Source organism: Micromonospora sp. CPCC 205561, from assembly GCF_036906775.1.
Taxonomy (GTDB): Bacteria; Actinomycetota; Actinomycetes; order Mycobacteriales; family Micromonosporaceae; genus Micromonospora.
On the sequence record NZ_JBAKHV010000007.1, the window covers coordinates 1 to 20,244 of the forward strand.

Annotated in this window: 16 protein-coding genes and 1 pseudogene; 11 read left to right on the forward strand and 6 right to left on the reverse strand. The window is 73.3% G+C overall.

All coding sequences use genetic code 11. From position 1 onward, the window contains the following. The first annotated feature begins 244 nt into the window (after window positions 1-244). The 6 genes from V6V16_RS06660 (at window position 245) to V6V16_RS06685 (ending at window position 5,594) form a co-directional block, all read left to right on the forward strand. Window positions 245-481 carry an HTH domain-containing protein gene (locus V6V16_RS06660; RefSeq protein ID WP_089001290.1) on the forward strand — a complete coding sequence of 79 codons (237 nt, stop codon included), beginning with the start codon at window positions 245-247 and terminating at the stop codon, window positions 479-481. Beyond that, window positions 481-1,059 carry a Clp protease N-terminal domain-containing protein gene (locus tag V6V16_RS06665; RefSeq protein ID WP_334560529.1) on the forward strand — a complete coding sequence of 193 codons (579 nt, stop codon included), beginning with the start codon at window positions 481-483 and terminating at the stop codon, window positions 1,057-1,059. The genes V6V16_RS06660 and V6V16_RS06665 overlap by 1 nt, the downstream gene beginning before the upstream one ends. Window positions 1,060-1,213: 154 nt before the next feature. Beyond that, window positions 1,214-2,221: a diacylglycerol/lipid kinase family protein gene (locus V6V16_RS06670; RefSeq protein WP_334560531.1), complete on the forward strand. Its 1,008-nt coding sequence runs from the start codon at window positions 1,214-1,216 to the stop codon at window positions 2,219-2,221. After that, window positions 2,214-3,215, forward strand: a complete 1,002-nt coding sequence (locus tag V6V16_RS06675) for a YihY/virulence factor BrkB family protein (protein ID WP_334560534.1) — start codon at window positions 2,214-2,216, stop codon at window positions 3,213-3,215. The genes V6V16_RS06670 and V6V16_RS06675 overlap by 8 nt, the downstream gene beginning before the upstream one ends. Window positions 3,216-3,294: 79 nt before the next feature. Further along, a complete protein-coding gene (locus V6V16_RS06680; RefSeq protein WP_334560536.1) occupies window positions 3,295-4,785 on the forward strand; it encodes a phosphatase PAP2 family protein in 1,491 nt (496 codons plus the stop codon). An 8-nt stretch (window positions 4,786-4,793) separates the two neighbouring features. Beyond that, window positions 4,794-5,594, forward strand: a complete 801-nt coding sequence (locus V6V16_RS06685) for an endonuclease/exonuclease/phosphatase family protein (protein WP_334560538.1) — start codon at window positions 4,794-4,796, stop codon at window positions 5,592-5,594. Window positions 5,595-5,931: 337 nt separating this feature from the next. Here the strand turns inward: V6V16_RS06685 and V6V16_RS06690 are convergent, their stop codons facing one another. Then, window positions 5,932-6,789: an alpha/beta fold hydrolase gene (locus V6V16_RS06690; protein ID WP_334560540.1), complete on the reverse strand. Its 858-nt coding sequence runs from the start codon at window positions 6,787-6,789 to the stop codon at window positions 5,932-5,934. Next, window positions 6,786-7,748 (reverse strand): TIGR03557 family F420-dependent LLM class oxidoreductase, encoded by a 963-nt coding sequence (locus V6V16_RS06695; RefSeq protein ID WP_334560542.1) that lies wholly within the window; start codon window positions 7,746-7,748, stop codon window positions 6,786-6,788. The genes V6V16_RS06690 and V6V16_RS06695 overlap by 4 nt, the downstream gene beginning before the upstream one ends. A gap of 240 nt (window positions 7,749-7,988) precedes the next feature. Between V6V16_RS06695 and V6V16_RS06700 the strand changes: the two genes are divergently transcribed. After that, entirely contained in the window at window positions 7,989-9,380 is a 1,392-nt protein-coding gene (locus V6V16_RS06700; protein WP_334560544.1) for a cellulase family glycosylhydrolase, read from the forward strand. A 666-nt stretch (window positions 9,381-10,046) separates the two neighbouring features. Beyond that, window positions 10,047-10,337, forward strand: a pseudogene (locus tag V6V16_RS06705) (pentapeptide repeat-containing protein); the annotation flags it as partial. 293 nt (window positions 10,338-10,630) lie between these two features. Here V6V16_RS06705 and V6V16_RS06715 read toward each other — a convergent pair. The 4 genes from V6V16_RS06715 to V6V16_RS06730 are packed head-to-tail and all read right to left on the reverse strand — an operon-like array spanning window position 10,631 to window position 15,979. Next, window positions 10,631-12,769, reverse strand: coding sequence for an alpha-galactosidase (locus V6V16_RS06715; protein ID WP_334560545.1), 2,139 nt, complete (start codon window positions 12,767-12,769; stop codon window positions 10,631-10,633). Next, on the reverse strand, window positions 12,766-13,677 hold the full coding sequence (locus V6V16_RS06720; protein WP_334560546.1) for a carbohydrate ABC transporter permease: 912 nt from the start codon (window positions 13,675-13,677) through the stop codon (window positions 12,766-12,768). Before V6V16_RS06720 ends, V6V16_RS06715 begins: the two co-directional genes overlap by 4 nt. Beyond that, complete coding sequence (locus tag V6V16_RS06725; RefSeq protein WP_334560548.1) at window positions 13,674-14,633, reverse strand: carbohydrate ABC transporter permease; 960 nt, start codon at window positions 14,631-14,633, stop codon at window positions 13,674-13,676. Before V6V16_RS06725 ends, V6V16_RS06720 begins: the two co-directional genes overlap by 4 nt. Before the next feature lie 20 nt (window positions 14,634-14,653). Continuing rightward, window positions 14,654-15,979 carry an ABC transporter substrate-binding protein gene (locus V6V16_RS06730; RefSeq protein WP_334560549.1) on the reverse strand — a complete coding sequence of 442 codons (1,326 nt, stop codon included), beginning with the start codon at window positions 15,977-15,979 and terminating at the stop codon, window positions 14,654-14,656. A 271-nt stretch (window positions 15,980-16,250) separates the two neighbouring features. Between V6V16_RS06730 and V6V16_RS06735 the strand changes: the two genes are divergently transcribed. The 3 genes from V6V16_RS06735 (at window position 16,251) to V6V16_RS06745 (ending at window position 20,193) form a co-directional block, all read left to right on the forward strand. Then, a complete protein-coding gene (locus tag V6V16_RS06735) occupies window positions 16,251-18,257 on the forward strand; it encodes a beta-galactosidase (protein ID WP_334560550.1) in 2,007 nt (668 codons plus the stop codon). Between the two features lie 22 nt (window positions 18,258-18,279). Then, window positions 18,280-19,056, forward strand: a complete 777-nt coding sequence (locus V6V16_RS06740; protein ID WP_334560551.1) for a DeoR/GlpR family DNA-binding transcription regulator — start codon at window positions 18,280-18,282, stop codon at window positions 19,054-19,056. Window positions 19,057-19,230: 174 nt separating this feature from the next. Next, window positions 19,231-20,193: a sporulation protein gene (locus V6V16_RS06745; protein ID WP_334560552.1), complete on the forward strand. Its 963-nt coding sequence runs from the start codon at window positions 19,231-19,233 to the stop codon at window positions 20,191-20,193. Window positions 20,194-20,244 lie beyond the last annotated feature (51 nt).

The following is a 20,244-nucleotide window of genomic DNA, read 5'->3' on the forward strand; positions in this document are numbered from 1 at the left end:
ACCACTACGCCCAGTGGGAGCAGCAGGCCGCCGACCTCGTCGCCCAGCACTGGAACAACTGACCAGATCAACTGAACGAACACGCTGGCCGGCACCCCCACACGGGGTGCCGGCCAGCGGCGTCTCCCCGGCTTTCGGCCGGACCGCGGGCCCGCAGCGTCCGGGAGCGCCGGGCGACCAGCGTGGCGGGGGCCGGATGTCAACATGGGTTGACAGGGTCGCGCTGTCAACGTAGGTTGACGTCATGAGTCAGGCAACGGAGCTCGCCGCGGCGGCCGGCAGCACCGACCCACGGGTCGGGCTGCGAGCCGTCCGTGCGCTGCGCCGGCTGCTCGAACGGCTCGAGGTGGTCCAGGTGGACAACGCCCGTCGACAGGGCTGGTCCTGGCAGGAGATCGCCGACGAGCTCGAGGTCAGTCGGCAGGCGGTCCACAAGAAGCACGCCGGGCGTCCGGCGGTCGGATCCTCCTGGGAGGCGTGATGTTCGAACGGTTCACCGACCGGGCCCGCACGGTGGTGCGCGTGGCCCGGGACGAAGCCCGGGCCGAGGGGCAGCGGCCGGTCGGCACCGAGCACCTGCTGCTCGCGCTGCTCGCCGACGGCGACAGCCTGGCCGCCCGGGTGCTCACCGAGGCGGGCGTCCGCGCCGACGACCTGCGGGCCCGCGTCCGGCGGCACACCGCGCGGGGCGGCACCGGCCTCGCCGACGCCGACGCCGCCGCGCTGCGGGAGATCGGCATCGACCTGGCCGCCATCGTGGCGCGGATCGAGGAGTCGTTCGGCCCGGACGCGTTGCGCGAGGCGGCGCCGCCGCCGCGCCGCCGCTGGGGCCTGCGCCGGCACGTGGGCGGCCCCTTCTCCCCGCGTGCCAAGAAGGTGCTGGAGCTGTCGCTGCGGGAGGCGCTGCGGCTGCGCCACCGCCACATCGGCACCGAGCACATCCTGCTCGGCGTGCTCCGCGAGGGGCACGGGCTGGGCGCGCTGGTGCTCACCGAGGCGGGCGCCGACCTGGACGACCTGCGCCAGCGGGTGGAGACCGCCCTGCGGGCGGCGGCCTGACCCCGGTACCGGCCGGGCGTACCCCGGCCCGGGCGGCGGTCCCGGGCCGGGTCCGCCGATCCGGTTGCCCGCGTCGGCAAACCCGTTCCGGCTGCGCCCAACGTCACCGCGCCGCCGGGTCGCTGCCGGGCCGGATCTGCTGCACACTGGCGCCGTGGACCCTCTAGAGGACAAGCGACGCGTGGCGCACGACGGGGACGGCCTGCGCTCCGCCGTCGTGGTCAACCCGACGAAGGTGGCCGACCTCGACGAGCTGCGTCAGACGGTCCAGGACGCCCTCGCCGCCGCCGGCTGGCCCGAGCCGCTGTGGTTCGAGACGACGGTCGAGGACCCGGGCCGCGGTCAGACGGAGAAGGCGATCGAGGCCGGCGTGGAGGTCGTCTTCGCCTGCGGCGGCGACGGCACCGTGATGTCCTGCGTCAGCGCCCTGGTCGGCACCGACGTGGCGCTCGCCGTGCTGCCCCAGGGCACCGGCAACCTGCTCGCGGCGAACCTGGGGCTCTCCGGGGAGCTGGCCGCCGGGCTGGAGATCGCCGTCGAGCGCGGCCGCCGCCTGCTCGACGTCGGCGCGGTCGAGGACCACTACTTCACCGTGATGGCCGGCATGGGCTTCGACGCCCAGATGCTCGCCGACACCTCGGAGACCACCAAGAAGCGGTTCGGCTGGCCGGCGTACGTCGTGGGGGCCGTCCGGCACCTGCGCGACCGGCCGATGAAGGTCTCCATCCGCGTCGACGACCAGCAGCCGATCCGCCGCCGGGCCCGCTCGGTCCTCGTCGCCAACGTCGGTCGCCTCCAGGGCGGGTTGCGTCTGCTCACCGACGCCGAGCCGGACGACGGCTACCTCGACGTCGCGGTGCTCACCCCGCGTACGCTGCGGCACTGGCTCGCGCTCGGCTGGGCGGTCGCGCTCCGGCAGGACCGGGTGCCCCGGATGGAGGTCTTCCGGGCCCGGCGGGTCGAGATCACCAGCAACCGGGTCCAGCCCCGGGAGCTCGACGGCGACCTCATCGAGCCGGGCACGACCCTCCGGGCCGAGATCCGCCGGCGGGCGCTGTGGCTCTGCGTGCCGCAGCCGGAACAGGACCCGGACCTGGCCGAGGACGCCCAGGCGGCGGCCGAGCGTGGTGAGCGGCTGATCGAGGAAGCCCGCCGTGAGTAGCACCCGCATCGTGCCGGAGACCCGGCTCATGTCGGACGAGGAACTCAGCGCGGACGACGCCTGGCACACCCTGCGCCGGCAGGGCGGCTGGCACCTGCTGCGGGACGCGTTCATCCGGTTCCGCTACGGCGACGGGTTCAGCCACTCCCGGGCGTTCGCGCTGCAACTCTGCCTCGCCGTGGTCCCGTTCCTGATAGCGCTGACGGGCCTGATCAGCGAACTCGGCGTGGAGGAGGGCGGTGAGGTCGTCGCCGACACGGTGCTGGCGCTCACCCCCGGGGCGAGTGAGCCGATGGTGGCCGAACTGCTGGGCGAGGGTGAGCGCACCGAGCGCGCCGGGGAGCTGGCGCTCGGTCTGGGCCTGCTCACCGGCCTGGTCGCGTTGACCACCACGATGGCCCAGATCGAGCGCGGCGCGAACCGGATCTACGGCGTCGAGCGGGACCGGCCGGCGCTGTGGAAGTACGTGCGCGCCGCCGTCCTGGCCTTCGTCGCCGGCGTGCCGGCGCTGACCGGGTTCCTGATCCTCGTCGGCGGCGGCCCGATGGGCGACTCCGTGGAGCGGCACTACGCCTGGGGCGAGTTCGCCAACGGCGCCTGGGACGCGGTGCGCTGGCCGCTCAGCCTGGGCCTGACCGTCCTCGCCGTGGCCGTGATCTTCCGGCACGCCCCGCGCCGCAAGCAGCCCGGCCTCTCCTGGCTCTTCATCGGTGCCGGCATCGCCACCGCGCTGTGGTGGCTGGCCAGCCTGCTGCTCGCCGCCTACGTGCGGTTCAGCGACGGGTTCGGGCAGACGTACGGGGCCCTGACCGGGATGATGGCGCTGCTGCTCTGGGCCAACCTGACCGGGATGGCGCTCTTCGGCGGGCTCTCCTTCGCCGCCCAGCTCGAGGCGCTGCGGATCGGGGCGCGGGAACCCGCCCAGCCCGACCTCTGGGAGCCCGAGGCCGAGCGCGAGGAACTCCACGACACCGGCGAGATGACCTCCCTGTAGGTCCGCATCGGACACCCCTCGGTGTACGCGGGGCGCCGATCGGGTATTGCGGCACGCCAGAAGCGAGAGGGAGGCTGCCGTGGGCGCGGTCAAAGAGGCGTTACGACGACCCTTGGGTCACTTCACCGAGCGGACCCTCGCCGGCCTGGCGATCGTTCTCGGCGCCGGGGTCGGCTTCGGGGTGCTCCTCGTCCTGGTCCGGACCCGGTGGTCCCCGCTCTACGACGTCGACCACGGAGTGGCCGCCTGGCTCAACGACCTGATCGCCCCGCACGGGCCGCTGGTGACGGTGCTCAACGCGCTCACCGACCTCGGCGGGCGGGCGGTCATCATCTGGCTGGTGTCGGTCGCCGTGCTCGGGCTGCTGATCCGCAAGCAGGGCCGGCTCGCGGTGTTCCTGATCGTCACCGGCGTCGGCGCGTTGGTGCTCGACCCGGCGCTCAAGACGCTGGTCGACCGGTTGCGCCCCAAGGTGGAGGTGCCCATCGGCACGTACGCCGGGGACAGCTTCCCCAGCGGGCACGCGCTCGGCTCGATGGTCGCGTACGGGGCGCTGCTGCTGGTCTTCCTGCCGGCCATGTCGCGCCGCTGGCGCAAGCCCGCGATCGCCCTGGTCGCCGTCGTCGTGTTCCTCATCGGCCTGACCCGGATCGCGCTGGGCGTGCACTTCCTCTCGGACGTGCTCGGGGCCTGGCTGCTCGGCGCGGCCTGGCTCGGCGTCACCGCGTACGCTTTCCGGCTCTGGCGGTTGGAGCGCGGGCGCCCGGCCCCGGCGCTGACCGACGGCCTGGAGCCGGAGGCCGCGCACGACGTGGCGCCCGCCCCCGACGAGGAGCACCTGCTGCCGCACCCCCGGGCCGCCGCGTTCGAGCTGGTGGTCGGCTGGGTGCTGGTCCTCGGCGCGCTCTACGGCTTCGGCATGTTCGTCAGCTACCACGCCGGCGGGACCTTCTTCGCGACCCTGGACACCGACGTGCCGAGGTGGTTCGCCGAGCACCGCACCTCCGGCCGGGACGACTTCAGCTACTGGTGGAGCAAGGCCGGCGACACCCACGCCATCCTGCTCATCTCGCTGGTCTTCTGCCCGCTCGTGCTCGCCGTGTGGCGGCGCTGGCGGCCGGTGCTGTTCGTGGCGCTGACCATGTTCGGCGAGCTGAGCCTCTTCCTCGCCTCGGCCGCCGCCGTCGACCGGCCGCGACCGCCGGTGGGCAACCTCGACGGGCCGATGCCGACCTCCTCCTTCCCGTCCGGGCACATCGCCGCCACGCTCTGCGTCTGGGTGGCGATCGCGGTCGTGGTCTTCCCGCGTACCGACCGCTGGTGGCGGTGGCTCTTCGTGGCGCTCGCGGTGGTGATGCCGACCGGCGTGGCGATCTCCCGGATGTACCGGGGGATGCACCACCCCACCGACTTCATGGGCGCGATCATCCTCACCGCCCTCTGGGTCGGGCTGCTCTACTGGGTGGTCCGCCCCAACGAGGACGTGCGCGAGGGCAACCGGCCGAGCATCGAGTCCGAGGACGTGCACACCCTCGACGACGAGCTGGCCAAGGCCGGCCGGGCGGACTGACGCGGCCGATGCTGCGGGCGATGACCTGGAACGTGCGGACCGGCGGGCGGGACTCCGGCGGCGCCGACCGCCGGGGCCTGCTGGCCCGGGTCGTCGCCGCCGAGCGACCGGACGTGCTGGCGTTGCAGGAGCTACGGGACTTCGATTCCGGCGACGTGCTCGCCGACTTCGCGGGCCGGGTGGGGATGCGTCCCCACCTGGCCCGGTCCTGTCTCGGGCAGCCGGTGGCGGTGCTGCTCCGACCGCCGCTGCGCGCGCTCGCCGCGACCCGGGTGCGCCGGCCGTTCCACCACGCCGCGCAGCGGGTCACCGTGGCGACCACCGCCGGACCGCTGACGGTGCTGAGCGTCCACCTGGACCCGTACCTGGGGCTGCGGCGGCGCGTCGAGGCGGGCTGGGCCGCCGCGGCGCTGCGCCGCTGCCCGGGGGAGTGGGGGCTGCTGGCCGGCGACCTCAACACCCTCGACCCGATCGCCGAGCACGCCGAGCGCGTCGCCCGGCTGCCGGTTGCGTACCGCCGCCGCCACCTGCGCCGGGACGGACGGACGGTGGAGACGCGGGCGGTGGCCCGGCTGCTCGCCGCCGGTCTGGTCGACCTGTACGCGGCGGCCGGGCCGCCCGACGGCGGGCTGACCGCCCCCACCCGGCACGGCGGGGCGGAGTTTTCCGGGATGCGCCTGGACTACCTGTTCGGCACGCCGGCCCTCGCCGACCGGGTGCGGGACTGCCGGGTGCTGCGGGGCGGCGACGCCGAGTACGCCTCCGACCACTACCCGGTCGTGGCGGATCTGGACCTCGACCCCGCCTGACCGCCTGCCGGCCCGTCGTGGACCCGGTCCGTCAGGGGACCCGCGAGGTGCTGACCGCCCTCGGCCGCGCCCCTGACCGCCCGGTCCTCGGCTCGACCGGCCGCGACGTCCCCGCGCAGCGGCGCCCGGGCGAGACCCTGGAGCGACAGAGCCGGCGGCCCGGGGCTCCCTCGCGCCGGGATCAGCCGGAGCCGCCGGGGGCCCTGGCGGTCTTCACAGGAGCAGGTTGAGCACGACGGTCAGGACGACCGAGGCGACGATCGAGAAGAGGATCATCAGCAGGCAGCCCAGCCCGCCGCCGGCCGGCCGGATCTCCGTGTTACCGATACGCATGTGATCACCTGTTCGTCAGCGACGGGGCGAGGAGGGCGCGGATCGCGTCGGCGACCTGCGCCGGAGCGGTGGTGGCGACGTTGTGCGCCGCACCCGGCACCGCGACCGTGCGGGCGTGCGGCACGAGCTGACCCAGCTGCGAGCGCCAGGACGGCGGCACGACGGGGTCCCGGGAACCGGTGACGACCAGGGTCGGCGCGGCGATGCGGACCAGGTCCGCCTCGATCGCGTTGTGCACCGAGTGGGACAGGGTCGCGTAGACCCGCCAGGGCCGGGCGTCGAAGACGTCGCGGAGCAGGATCGGCGCCTGCAACGGTGCCTCCCGCAGGGTGTCCACCAGCCATCGTCCGAACTGCGCCCGCCGGGAGCGGGCGGCCGGGTCGCTGGTCGGGCCGGCGAGCACCACGGCCCGGACCGCGTCGGGACGCCGGGCGGCCAGCGCCGCGACGACCTCCGCGCCGAACGAGTGGCCGAGCAGGCAGACGGGCGGCATCCGGTACGCGGCGAGCCAGCCGGCCAGGTGGTCGGCGTGCCGGGAGACGTCGTACGCGCGGCCGGGGCGCTCGGTCAGCCCGAAGCCGGGCAGGTCGGGCACGTAGACCGGATGGGTGCCGGCCAGCGCCAGGGCCAGCGGGGTCAGGTAGCGGTGGGACACCGCCAACCCGTGCACCAGCACGACCGGGGTGGCGGCGCCGCCCGGCTCACCCGCCCGGCGGGTGTGCGTCCGCAGGCCGTCGACCAGCCGCCACTCGCTGGTCAGCCCGGCGGCGGGCCTGGGGGCGGCCAGCGCCAGCCGCAGCTCCGCCGGGCCGAACCGGCCCGGCGCGGTCGCCCGGGGCCACCGGGCCGGCGCGACCCTCACAGCTCGCGCAGCCTGGGCAGGAGCTGCTCGCCCGCCCACTCCAGGAACATCGGCTGCGTCTCACCGCCCACCTGCACGATCGCCACGTGGGTGAAGCCGGCGTCGACGAACTTCTTGAACGCCTCGACGTGGCGGTCCACGTCGGGCCCGCAGGAGACCCCCTCGGCCACGTCCTCCTCGCGGACGAACTGGGTGGCGGCGGCGAACGAGTCCGGCCCGGGCAGGTCCGCGTTGACCTTCCAGCCCATCCCGAACCAGCGGAACTGGTCGTGCACGATCTTGCGGCATTCCGCCTCGTCCGGGCCGTAGCAGATCGCCACCTGCCCGTAGCGGGGCTGGCCGGCGCCGCCGAGTTCGTCGTACATGTCGATGATGTGCGGGTCCGGCTCGGTGGCGACGAGGCCGTTGCCGTACTCGGCGGCGAGGGTGACCGACTGCCGGCCGGAGGCGGCGACGGCGATCGGCACCGGCCGGCCCGGCCGGTCCCAGACGTAGGCGTCGGGCACGTCGTAGTGGTTGCCGGAGAAGGTAAGCGTCTCCCCGTTGAGCAGCGGCCGGATGATCTGGAGCGCCTCCTCGAACATCTCGTGCCGCTGCTGCACGTGCGGCCAGCCGCCGACGACGTGCTCGTTGAGGTTCTCGCCCGCACCCAGGCCCAGGGTGAACCGGCCGTCCGAGAGGACCCCGACCGTGCTGGCCTTCTGCGCCACGACCGCCGGGTGGTAGCGCCGGATCGGGCAGGTGACGAAGGACATCAGCTCCGCGCGGGAGGTGGCGTGCGCGACCGCGCCGAGCACCGACCAGGCGTACGGGGAGTGGCCCTGCGAGTCCAGCCACGGGTAGTAGTGGTCGGACATGACCAGCTGGTCGAAGCCGGCCGCCTCCGCCCGCACCGCATGGTCGACCAACTGCTTGGGGCCGGCCTGCTCGCACATCAGGGTGTAACCGACCTTGACCATGGTGTCTCCCTCCGATCCGGGCGGATCCTCCCCGGATACCCCGACCAGGGCGGGTCAACCCTCGCGTCCGGTCTGCCGGGGGTCCGCTCCTTAACCGGTTCATTGCGCGGTCGCACCGACCGGCCTACGCTGATCCCTGCGCCGCCGGGAGCCGGGCGGCGGCTGTCGGGCTGCAGCCGCCATCCCCTGTGACGTCCCACCCCCACCTGGGCAGCGGGGGTCCTCCCCTTGAGGAAGGCCATGAAGAAACGACTCTCCGCCGCCGGAGCGGCCCTGCTCGCGCTGCTGATCGCCGTGTTGGCGTTCGGCCAGCCGGCGCGGGCCGCCACCGGCTTCTCCGTCGCCGACGGCAAGCTCTACGACGCCAACGGCGCTGAGTTCGTGATGCGCGGCGTGAACCACGCGCACACCTGGTACCAGCAGCAGACCAGCTCCTTCGCCAACATCAAGGCGCTCGGGGCGAACACGGTGCGGGTGGTGCTCGCCAGCGGCCAGCGGTGGGCGAAGAACGACACCGCCGACGTCGCCAACGTCATCTCCCTGTGCAAGGCCAACCGGCTGATCTGCGTGCTGGAGGTGCACGACACCACCGGCTACGGCGAGCAGAGCGGCGCGGCCACCCTGAGTCAGGCGGTCGACTACTGGCTCAGCGTCTCCAGCGCCCTCGCCGGCCAGGAGAAGTACGTCATCGTCAACATCGGCAACGAGCCGTACGGCAACCAGGGCTACGGCACCTGGGCGACCGACACGGCCGACGCGATCAAGCGGCTGCGGGCCGCCGGCCTGACCCACACGATCATGGTCGACGCGCCGAACTGGGGCCAGGACTGGTCCTTCACCATGCGCGACAACGCCGCGTCGGTCTTCGCGGCCGACCCGCAGAAGAACACGGTCTTCTCCATCCACATGTACGGCGTCTTCGACACCGCCGCCGAGATCAGCGACTACCTCGGCCGGTTCCGCGCCGCCAAGCTGCCGATCGTGGTCGGCGAGTTCGGCTTCGACCACTCCGACGGCAACCCCGACGAGGACACCATCCTCTCCTACAGCCAGGCCAACGGGATCGGCTACCTGGGCTGGTCGTGGAGCGGCAACGGCGGGGGCGTCGAGTACCTCGACATGGTCACCAACTTCAACCCCGCCGCGCTGACCACCTGGGGCCAGCGCCTCTTCAACGGCGCGAACGGCATCAAGGCGACCGCGAAGGAGGCGACCGTCTTCGGCGGCACCCCGCCGCCCACGACGCCGCCGCCCACGACGCCGCCGCCCACCACGCCCCCGCCCACCACGCCGCCGCCCACCACGCCGCCTCCGCCGACGACCCCGCCGCCGGGCGGCTGCACCGCGACGTACACGGTGGTCAGCCAGTGGCAGGGCGGCTTCCAGGGTGAGGTGAAGGTGACCGCCGGCTCGGCGGCGATCACCGGCTGGACGACGAGGTGGACGTTCGCGGGTGGCCAGAGCGTCAGCCAGTCCTGGAACGCGGCCCTGAGCAGCAGCGGGTCCACCGTCACCGCCCGCAACACCGACTGGAACGGCCGGCTGGGCGCCGGAGCCAGCACCAGCTTCGGCTTCATCGCCAGCTGGAACGGCACCAACACCCCGCCCGCGGTGACCTGCACCGCGAGCTGACATCCCACGCCCCACCGGTGGCCGGGTCCGCACGGGCCCGGCCACCGGTGGGACGCTGCCGAGCCGCAGTCGAGCCGCCCCGTCCGTGGGCCGTCCGCCCGCGGTTGCCAGCCTCGACCTCGACACCGACCGCTGGCACCGGGCTGGTCCAATGGCACCATGCCGACGTTTCGTGGCCGCCTCGCCGCTGACCGTGTCGAACGGGGTTCCGGTCGTGCGCCCGCCAGGGCTGCTGCGGCCGGGCGGCGGCAGCGGTGGGCCGGCGGGGCGGACGGCCGACCCCACCGGCGATCGGCCTCCCGGGCGGGCACCGCGCGGCAGGACGTCCGGACCCAGCTCCGCGAGGGGGTGCACACGCTGTTCCAGGGTCTGACCGCGCTGGCTGCGGTGGGCGCGTTGGTGTTCACCGGGCAGGCGCTCGACCACACGGCAGAGGCGACCGAGGCCGCTCGGCAGCAGGTGCGGCTGGCCGATCGTGGGCAGGTCACCGACCGGTTCAGCCGGGCCATCGACCAACTGGGCCAGACCGGCGACGACAAGCTGTCGATTCGCCTGGGCGGCATCTACGCCCTGGAACGCCTCATGCGCGACTCGCCGGCAGACGAGCCCACGGTGATCGACGTGCTGTGCGCGTTCGTGCGCACCAGCGTTCCCCGGCCTGACCCGATGCCCCCCACCGTCCCCGGGGCGCCGCCGGACGTTCGCGCGGCCGTCACCGTGCTGGCTCGGCGGCCGGCGCCGGACGACGAGAGGAACAGCCGTCTGGAGCTCGACGGTGCGCTGCTGAAACTGAACGAGGGGGTCTTCCTGCCCGACGCGGACCTGAGCGGCACGAACCTCCACCACGCGGGCCTGCGGTCCGCGGATCTGCGCCGCGCGGACCTGGGTGCGGCATTCCTCGCCGGCGCGGACCTGCGCGGCGCGGATCTGCGCGATGCGGATCTGCGGGGCGCGATCCTGTCCGGCGCGACCCTGGTCGAGGTGGACCTGCGCGGCGCGGACCTGCGGGGGGGCGGACCTCGGGGGTGCGATCCTGGGCCGCGCGGACCTGGACGGTGCGGACCTGTCCGAGGCGAGCCTGCGGTCCGCGGATCTGCGCGGCGCGGATCTCAGCGGTGCTCGCTCTCTGACCCGGCACGCACTGTTCGCCGCGAAGATGGACGACACCACTCTTCTGCCATCGAGCGTGACTCGTCACCCGTTCCCCACGCCGACCCGTTGAGTCGGCTCGCCGGCCCGGGACCGGTCGCTCAGGTCGTGGCGGTGACCTCCAGCAGCAGGGTCTGCTCGGGGTGCAGCGCCGGCATCTGGAGCCCGACCGCCGCCAGCACCGCGCCGCCGAGGGTCACCCCGCCGTCGGCCAGCCAGCCCGGGGCGGCCCGCTGGGCGGTCGCGGGCCCCGGCACGCCCGCGACGGGGCGCACCGCGTAACGCCGGCGGGGGGCGAGGCCGGGGAGGCGGACCGGGCCGGGGGTCTGGGTCACCGAGGTGGCCAGCCGTGCCACGGCGTACACCCCGTGGGAAGCGTCGTGGGCGACCACGCCGTGCGCCCAGACGGCCGGGTCGGGGTGGTCGACCCGGACCACCCGGCCGGCGTGCAGCAGCGGGCGGAGCCGCTTGTGCAGCGCGACCCAGCCCGCCAGCTCGCGGCGCTGCGCCGGGTCGAGCGCGCCGATGTCCCACTCGATGCCGTGGTGGCCGAAGAGCGCGGTCGCCGCCCGGAAGCCGAGGTCGTGCACGCGGTGGGTGGTGTGCGAGCGCTCCGGTCCGATGTGGCTGCCGACCAGCTCGGGCGGGAGCAGCAGCCCCGTCCAGCGCTGGATGGCCAGCCGCTCCAGGGCGTCGTTGCAGTCGCTGGCCCAGACCCGGTCGGTACGCCGCAGGATCTCCAGGTCGACCCGGGCGCCGCCGGACGCGCAGCTCTCGATCTCCACGCCCGGGTGGCGGCGGCGCAGCTCGTCGAGGAGCCGGTACACCGCGAGGGTCTGCCCGTGCACCCCCGGGCGGCCGCGGTGGCCGGCCTCGGTCAGGTCCCGGTTGTGGTCCCACTTGAGGTAGTCGATGCCGGGGTACGCGGTGAGCAGGGCGTCCAGCCGCTCCAGCAGGTACGCGTACGCCGGCGGGTGGGCCAGGTCGAGCACCTGCTGGTGCCGCCACCCGGGTGGCAGCCGGCCCGGCGCCGACAGCACCCACCCGGGGTGGGCCCGGAACAGCTCGGAGTCGGGGTTTACCATCTCCGGTTCCACCCAGAGCCCGAACCGCATCCCGCGCCCGCGCACATGGTCGACGAGCGGGTGCAGGCCGTCGGGCCAGACGGCGTCGTCGACGTACCAGTCGCCGAGCCCGGCGCGGTCGTGGCGGCGTCCCCGGAACCATCCGTCGTCGAGCACGAAGCGTTCCACCCCCACCTCGGCGGCGTGGTCGGCCAGCGCGCGGAGCCGCTCCAGGTCGTGGTCGAAGTAGACGGCCTCCCAGACGTTGAGGGTGACCGGGCGGGACGTGGTGGGGTGCTGCGGTCGGGCGCGCAGGTGGGTGTGCAGGGCGTGACTGAGCCCGTCCAGCCCCGCGTCGGAGAAGACGGCGTACAGCAGTGGGGTGGCGTACTCGGCGCCGGGATCGAGCAGCACCTCGCCGGGGGCGAGCAGCTCGCCGCCGCCGAGGACGGACTCGCCCGTCGGCCGCCGCTCGGCGAAGGTCACGTGGTCGCCGCTCCAGGCGGTGTGCACCGCCCACACCTCGCCGTGGCCGAAGCCGAACCCGGCCGTCCCGGCGACCAGCAGCAGGGTCGCGTCGTGCCCGGTGCGGCCGTGCCGGCCCTCGCGTACCCAGGCGCCCATCGGCCAAAGGTGCCGCTGCGGCGAGCGTTCCCGGCACCACCGGCCGGTCAGGTCCAGCAGCTCGGTGGCGACCGGCGGCACGGGCAGCACGGGGGTCAGCTCCCGCAGCTCGTACGCCGTGGCGCCGTCGTTGCGCAGCCGGTGGCGCAGCAGCACCAGCCCGGTCGGGTCGAGCGTGATCTCGACGGTCAACGAGAGGGCCGCCGCGTCGTCGGCCGCCCGGACACCGACCCGGGCGGGCCCGTCGCCGTCGTCGGCGACGTCGAGGCCGGTCAGCCGGAAGTCGGTGGACCAGGCGGCGCGGTCGCGGTGCCCGGCCAGCGCCGGCCGGCCGCCCCAGCCGGCGCCCGCCTCGGGCAGCAGGGACAGCACCGTCGGCGCGTCGAAGCCGCTGTGCGCGACCGGCGCGACGGTGGCCCGGACCAGGGCGGGCAGCTCCCCGGCCGGCACCGGGCCGAGGTCGGCGCCCCAGTGCGCGACCCGGGGCAGCCCGGGGCCGCGCGCGTCGAGCACCAGGCTGGTACGGGCGCGGCGCAGGTGCAGGACGGTCATCCCTTCGAGGCCCCCAGCGTCAGACCCCGGACGAACTGCCTCTGCAACAGGAAGAAGACCACCAGGGTGGGGATGGCGACCAGCACCGAGCCGGCCGAGACGAGGTTGTTGTCGGTGAAGAACTCGCCGCGCAGGTTGTTCAGGGAGCTGGTGACCGGGAACTTGTCCCCGGTGCGCATGAGCACGGTGGCCCAGAAGAACTCGTTGTAGATCCAGGTCACCTCCAGGGTCGCCAGCGCGGCGAGGGCCGGCCGGCACAGCGGCATGGTGACCTGCCAGTACTGCCGCCAGACGCTCGCCCCGTCGACCATGGCCGCCTCGTAGAGGTCGCGCGGCAGCGCCTTCATGTAGTTGCTGAGCACGAAGACGCAGAAGCCGCACTGGAAGGCGACGTTGACCAGGATCAGCCCCCAGTAGCTGTCGTAGAGCACCTCCGAGTCGCTCATGAACGCCGGCAGCGGCACCTGGGTGAAGAGCCGGAACAGCGGGATGAGCAGGGCCTGCTGGGGCAGCAGGTTCGCCGCGGTGAACAGGCCGAGCAGGACGACGTTGGTCTTCCAGCTGAACCGGGCGATGACGAACGCCACGCACGAGGCGAGGAAGAGCGTCAGCAGCACCGCCGGCACGGTGATGTAGACGGAGTTCAGGAAGTGCTTGCCGAACTCGGCGCTGCGCCAGGCGGTGACGTAGTTGTCCAGCGTCCAGCCGCCCAGCGAGACGTAGCCGTTGGCGGCGGTGTACTCGTAGGAGCGCAGCGAGGTCAGCACGGCCCAGAGGATCGGGAAGAGCCAGCCGATCGCCACCGCCGCGAGGAACGCGTGCAGCACCACCCGGGCCGGGCGCGGCGGCGGGCGGCGGGCGCGGGTGGGGGCGGTCCCCGGTTGCCGGGTCACGGTCGCGGTGCTCATCGGCGTTCCTCCCGCAGCACGGTCGCCAGGTAGACGGCGATGAAGACCAGCGAGACGACCAGCATGAGGGTGGCCAGCGCCGAGCCGAAGCCGATCCGGCTCGCCTCGCCCACCACGTTCTGGGTGACCAGCGCCGAGATCAGCTCCAGGCCGTTGCGGCCCTTGTTGACGACCCAGACCAGGTCGAACGCGCGCAGCGACTCGATCACCGTCACCACCAGCACGATGACGTTGATGGGCCGCAGCACCGGGAAGATCACCTTGAGGAAAGTCCGGCCCTCCGACGCGCCGTCCACGGCGGCGGCCTCCCGCAACGACGGGTCGACGCCCTTGAGCCCGGCCAGGTAGAGCAGCATGATGTAGCCGACGTGCCGCCAGCCGGCGGCCACGAGCACGGCCCAGATGTTGACGTCCGGGTCGCCGTACCAGTCGACGTCGGTGCCGAGGACGGCGTTGACCAGGCCCTGGTCGCGCGAGTAGAGCAGCTGCCAGACGAAGCCGATAAGCGCCAGGGAGAGCACCACCGGCAGGTAGAGCGCGGTCTGGTAGAACCGGCTGCCGCGCAGCTCCTTGTCCAGCAGGACCGCCAGGAACATGCCGAACGGGGTGGCCACCACGAAGAGCGCCGCCAGCCAGAGCAGGTTGTTCTGCACGGCCGGCACGAACGGCGGGTAGTTCCCGACCACGTCGGTGTAGTTGCGGCCGCCGACCCACTCGATGTCGCCGAGCGGGCCGATGCCGTCCCAGTCGGTGCCGGAGAGCAGCACGGTGGCCCCCGCCGGTAGCCAGACGAGGCCGACGACGAGCAGCAGCGGTACGAGCACCATGAGCGCGATGACCACGCGGTCGGTGCGGGACAGCAGCCGTACCCGCCGGCCGCGACCACCCGTGGCGACGGTGGTCGGGGCGGCCGGCGGCGCGGCGCGATCCGCTCGGATCAGGGGCAGGTCGGACACGGTGCCCTCACCTCTCGCCGTCAGTCGGTGAAGATCGACTTTTTCTGGTTCTCGATGCTGGAGGTCAGCCCGCCGATGTCCTTCGGGTCCTTGATGAACTGCTGGAGCGCCGGGATGATCACGGTCGAGGCGAAGTCCGGGCGGGTGTCGCGGTCCAGGAACTGGGCGATCTCGGTGGCCGAGCCGACCAGCTCGGCGGCCTTCCTCTGCAACGCGTTGTAGCCGCTGGTGTCGGCCTCGCCGTTGGCGACCAGGGTGCTCGGGTCGCTCTTGACGGTGATGTCCGCCGCCGCCTTCGAGCCGACGTACTCCAGCAGCTTGCGCGCGTTGGCCTCCTGCTTCGGCTTGCGGGCCATCATGTAGCCGTCGATGGGCGCGTCCAGGGCCTTCGCCCCGATCGCCGGGTCGATCTCGGGGAAGGTGAAGAAGTCGAGGTCGTCCAGCTCGTCGTTGCCGAACTGCTGGCCGAGGAAGAGGCCGAGCAGATACATGCCGCTCTTCTTCTGCTGCAACGACTGGGCGGCCTCCTGCCAGGTCCGCCCGAGGCTGTCCGGCTGGTGCAGGGGCAGCAGCCCGCGCCAGGTGTCGAAGACCTTCCGCACCTTCTCGGAGGTCCAGGACTCCTTGCCGGCCATCAGGTCGATGTGGAACTGGTAGCCGTTGATCCGCAGGTTCAGGATGTCGAAGGTGCCCATCGCCGGCCAGCCGTCCTTGTCGGCGAAGGCGATCGGGGTCAGGCCGTCCTTCTTCATCTCCCCGGCGAGCGCGGTCAGGTCGTCGAGGGTCTTCGGCACCTGGTAGCCGTTCTGCCGCCAGACCGACTTGCGGTAGAAGACGGCCCACGGGTAGTACGACGACGGCACGAAGTACTGCTTGCCGTCGTCGCCGGTCGACGCCTTGCGGAACGCGTCGGACATCCCGGAGAGCTGGCCCCAGACGTCGCTGAGGTCGCTGGCGAGGCCCCGGGCGGCGAAGAACCGCATCCGGTAGCCGGCGAACCACATGAACACGTCGTCCGGCTTGCCCTGGAGATAGTTGTTGATGTTCTCCTGGAAGGTGTTGTGGTCGACCGTGTTGATGGCGACCTGGAGGCCGGACGAGGTCTGGAACCCGTCCATCACCTTCGCGGTCACCTCCTTGGGCTTCGGGTCGGACTGGTTCGAACCCAGCGAGACCGTCTTGGCGTCGGATCCGCCGGAGTCGGCGCCGCAGCCGGTGAGCAGGCCCGTGCCGAGCAGCGCGCCGGTGCCGGCGGCGCCGGCCAGCACCGAGCGGCGCCTCAGCCCGGCGACGGAGGGGGGTACGAGCCGGGCGAGGTATTCGGCTCGGGTGCGGGGACGGGACATGGTGCCTCCTGCGGATGAAGAGGTGCCCGAGGGTCGGCGGTGGCGGTGTCCCGGCAACCGTGAACACACATTCGGATCCATCGCGAATCCACATTGGCGAACACGAATTGCCAGTGGCGCCTCAAGCTACTCGTCCTCCGGGTGGTGTCAAGGGGGTGGCAGATTCCCGGCAACCCGGTCGCGACAAGGCCGTCGATGGGTAAACGTTGTAAAGGTTATCGATGTTGGAAAGTGTTGACTTGGCGGCCTCGGCCGGGCACGCTCTGCACCCATGCGGCAATGGCAGGGCGACGACATCTGGTTCGGTGCCGACTACAACCCCGAGCAGTGGCCCGAGTCCACCTGGGCCGAGGACGTCGAGCTGATGCGCCGGGCCGGGGTCAACCTGGTGTCGGTGGGGATCTTCTCCTGGGCCCTGCTGGAGCCCGCCCCCGGCCGGTTCGAGTTCGGTTGGCTGGACCGGGCGATCGACGTGCTGCACGCCGGCGGGATCTCGGTCGACCTGGCCACCGCCACCGCCAGCCCGCCGCCGTGGCTGGCCCACCGGCACCCGGACACGCTGCCCCGGCGCGCCGACGGGGCGATCCTCTGGCCGGGCGGCCGGCAGGCGTACTGCCCCAGTTCGCCGGTGTTCCGCGAGCGGTCGCTGGCTCTGGTCGAGGCCGTCGCCACCCGGTACGCCGCCCACCCCGCGGTGGTCATGTGGCACGTCTCCAACGAGCTGGGCTGCCACAACGTGCACTGCTACTGCGACGTCAGCGCCGAGGCGTTCCGCCGCTGGCTGCGCGAGCGCTACGGCGACCTGGACGGGCTCAACGACGCCTGGGGCACCGCCTTCTGGAGCCAGCGGTACGGCGACTGGGCCGAGATCAACCCGCCGCGCACCGCGCCGACCTTCGCCAACCCCACCCAGCAGCTGGACTTCCTGCGCTTCTCCTCCGACGAGCAACGCGCCCAGCTGCGCGCCGAGCGCGAGGTGCTCACCCGCCTGGTCCGCCAGCCGGTCACCACGAACTTCATGATCGGCACCGGGATCAAGTACCTCGACTACCACTCCTGGGCGTCCGATGTGGACCTGGTCGCCAACGACCACTACCTCACCGCCGCCGACCCGCGCGCCCACGTCGGCCTCGCCCTCGCCGCCGACCACACCCGGGGCGTCGCCGGCGGCGCGCCGTGGCTGCTGATGGAGCACTCCACCAGCGCCGTGAACTGGCAGCCGCGCAACGTCGCCAAGACCCCCGGGCAGCTGCGCCGCAACAGCCTGGCGCACGTGGCCCGGGGCGCGGACGGGGTGCTCTTCTTCCAGTGGCGGGCCTCCCGCGCCGGGGCGGAGAAGTTCCACTCCGCGCTCCTCCCGCACGCCGGCCCGGAGACGAAGGTGTTCCGCGAGGTGTGCCGGCTCGGCGCCGACCTGCGGGCCCTCGCCGAGGTGCGCGGCAGCCGGGTCGAGGCGGAGGTGGCGATCCTCTTCGACTACGAGGCGTGGTGGGGCGCCGAGCTGGACTCGCACCCCAGCGTCGACGTCACGTACGCCGACCGGCTCGGGGCGCTGCACGACGCGCTGTGGCGGGCCGGCATCACCGCCGACGTCGTACACCCGGGCACCGACCTCGCCCGCTACCGGCTGGTGCTGGTGCCCACCCTCTACCTGGTGCGCGACGCGCACGCCGCCGCGCTGGGCCGCTTCGTCGAGGCGGGCGGCACGGCCCTGGTCACGTACTTCAGCGGCATCGTCGACGAGCACGACCACGTCCGCCTCGGCGGCTACCCGGGGGCGTTCCGCGAGCTGCTGGGCGTACGCGTCGAGGAGTTCTTCCCGCTGCGGGCGGGGGAGCGGGTGAGCCTGGACGACGGCTCGGTCGCCGACGTGTGGACGGAGTGGCTGCATCCGGAGGGCGCGCAGGTGCTCGCCGCGTACGCCGACGGGCCCCTGCCCGGGGTGCCGGCGCTGACCCGGCACCGGACCGGCGCGGGTGCGGCCTGGTACGTCGGCACGCGGCTGGACCCGGCGGCGACCGACCGGCTGGTGGCCCGGCTGGTGGCCGAGTCGGGGGTGCGCCCGCCGGCGGGCGCACCCGCCGGGGTGGAGGCGGTCCGGCGGCGCGACGGCGACCGCAGCTGGCTCTTCATCATCAACCACACCGACGCCGACGCCCGGCTCGACGTCACCGGCGTGGAGCTGCTGACCGGCACGGCGTGCGCCGGTGACCTGGTCGTGCCGGCCGGCGAGGTGGCGGTGGTCCGCGAGGGCCCGGGCGCCGACGCGGCCCGTTGACGGCCCGAAGGAGGTCATCCGGGTGCTGGCCCGACAGCGGCAGGCCGCGATCCTCGGCCTGATCCGGCAGCACGGCGGCGTGCGGGTCAGTTACCTGGTGAGCCGGTTCGGCGTCTCCGACATGACGATCCGGCGCGACCTGGAGGCGCTGGCCGAGCGGGGGCTGATCGACAGGGTCCACGGTGGCGCGACGCTGGCCGGCCTCGACTCCGCCGAGGAACCCGGTTTCGTCGCCAAGTCCGCCCGGCAACAGGCCGAGAAACGGGCCATCGCCGCGCGGGCCGCCGGGCTGGTCGAGCCCGGCACGGCCGTCGCGCTCTCCGCCGGCACCACCACCGCCGCGCTGGCCACCCTCCTCGTCGACGTACGCGGCCTGACGGTGGTGACCAACTCGATCCCCGTCGCCGACGCCCTGCACCAGAGCCCGCGCGCAGACCGGACGGTCGTGCTGACCGGCGGCATCCGTACCCCGTCGGACGCCCTGACCGGGCCGGTGGCCGAGGCGGCGATCGGCTCCCTCAACGTCGACGTGCTCTTCCTCGGTGTGCACGGGATGAGCCCGCGCACCGGGTTCACGACGCCGAACCTGCTGGAGGCGGGGACGGACCGGTGCCTGATCGACGCGTCCCGGCGGCTGGTGGTGCTGGCCGACCACACCAAGTGGGAGACGGTCGGGATGGCCACCATCGCCCCGCTCTCCGCCGCCGACGTGCTGGTCACCGACGCGGGACTTGCCGCCCAGGCGCGCGGCCAGCTCGCCGAGCAGGTGGGCGAGCTGGTCGTCGTCGAGGCCGGCTGACGGACACGCCGACGGCATCCGGTGCCGACGCAGGGCAGCGCCGCGGCAGGACGGGAGCCGCGCGCTCCCGCCCCGACGGGCCCTCACAGGCACTTCACAGCGCTCGTGGATAGGGTCCGGGGAAGTCAGCGGCCGGCTCCGGGTGGAGCGCGGCGTCATCGTACGGGAGTTCCGATGGTCTTCAAGAAGATGTTGAGCGCGTTCGGCGTGGGCGGGCCGAGCGTCGACACCGTCCTGACCAACCCGAACACCCGACCCGGTCTGACCCTCGAGGGCCGGGTGAACCTGCTCGGCGGCGACGCGCCCGCCAACATCGAGCAGGTCGTCGTCGGCCTCGTCACCCGGGTCGAGATCGAGGGCCACGACACGGAGTACGCCGGCGTCATGGAGTTCCACCGGCTGCCCGTCAGCGGCCCGCTCCAGCTCGCCGCGAAGCAGCAGCTCTCCCTGCCGTTCCAGCTGCCGATGCCGTGGGAGACCCCGATCACCGACGTCTACGGCCAGCGCCTGCGCGGCATGACGATGGGGCTGCGCACCGAGCTGGCCATCGCCCGGGCGGTGGACAAGGGCGACCTCGACCAGGTCAACGTGCACCCGCTGCCGGTGCACGAGCGGATTCTGGAGGCTTTCCAGCGGCTCGGTTTCCGGTTCAAGCACGCCGACCTGGAGCGCGGCCGCATCCGCGGCACGCAGCAGACGCTGCCGTTCTACCAGGAGATCGAGTTCTTCGCCTCGCCCCAGTACGCGGGCACCATCAACGAGGTCGAGCTGACCTTCGTCACCAGCCCGCACGGCGTCGAGGTCATCCTGGAGTGCGACAAGCGTGGCGGGTTCCTCAGCGCCGGGCACGACGCCTTCGGCCACTACCGGGTCGGGCACCCCGACGCCGACCGGACGGACTGGGTCCAGGTCGTCGACGGCTGGCTGCGGGAGACCACCTCCCGCTACGGCAGCCTGCGCGCGCAGGGCTTCGGCGGCCACGGCCACGGCCGGGGGCACGGGGGCCGGGGCGTCGGCATGGGCGGCGTCGTCGCGGGGGCCGCCCTGGGCGTCGCCGGCGGCATGGTCGCCGGCGAGATGATCGAGGACGCGTTCGAGGGCGACTTCGGCGAGGACTTCGGCGGCTTCGAGGAGTAGGACCACGCACGACGGTGGCCTCCGGGACGTCTCGTCCCGGAGGCCACCGTC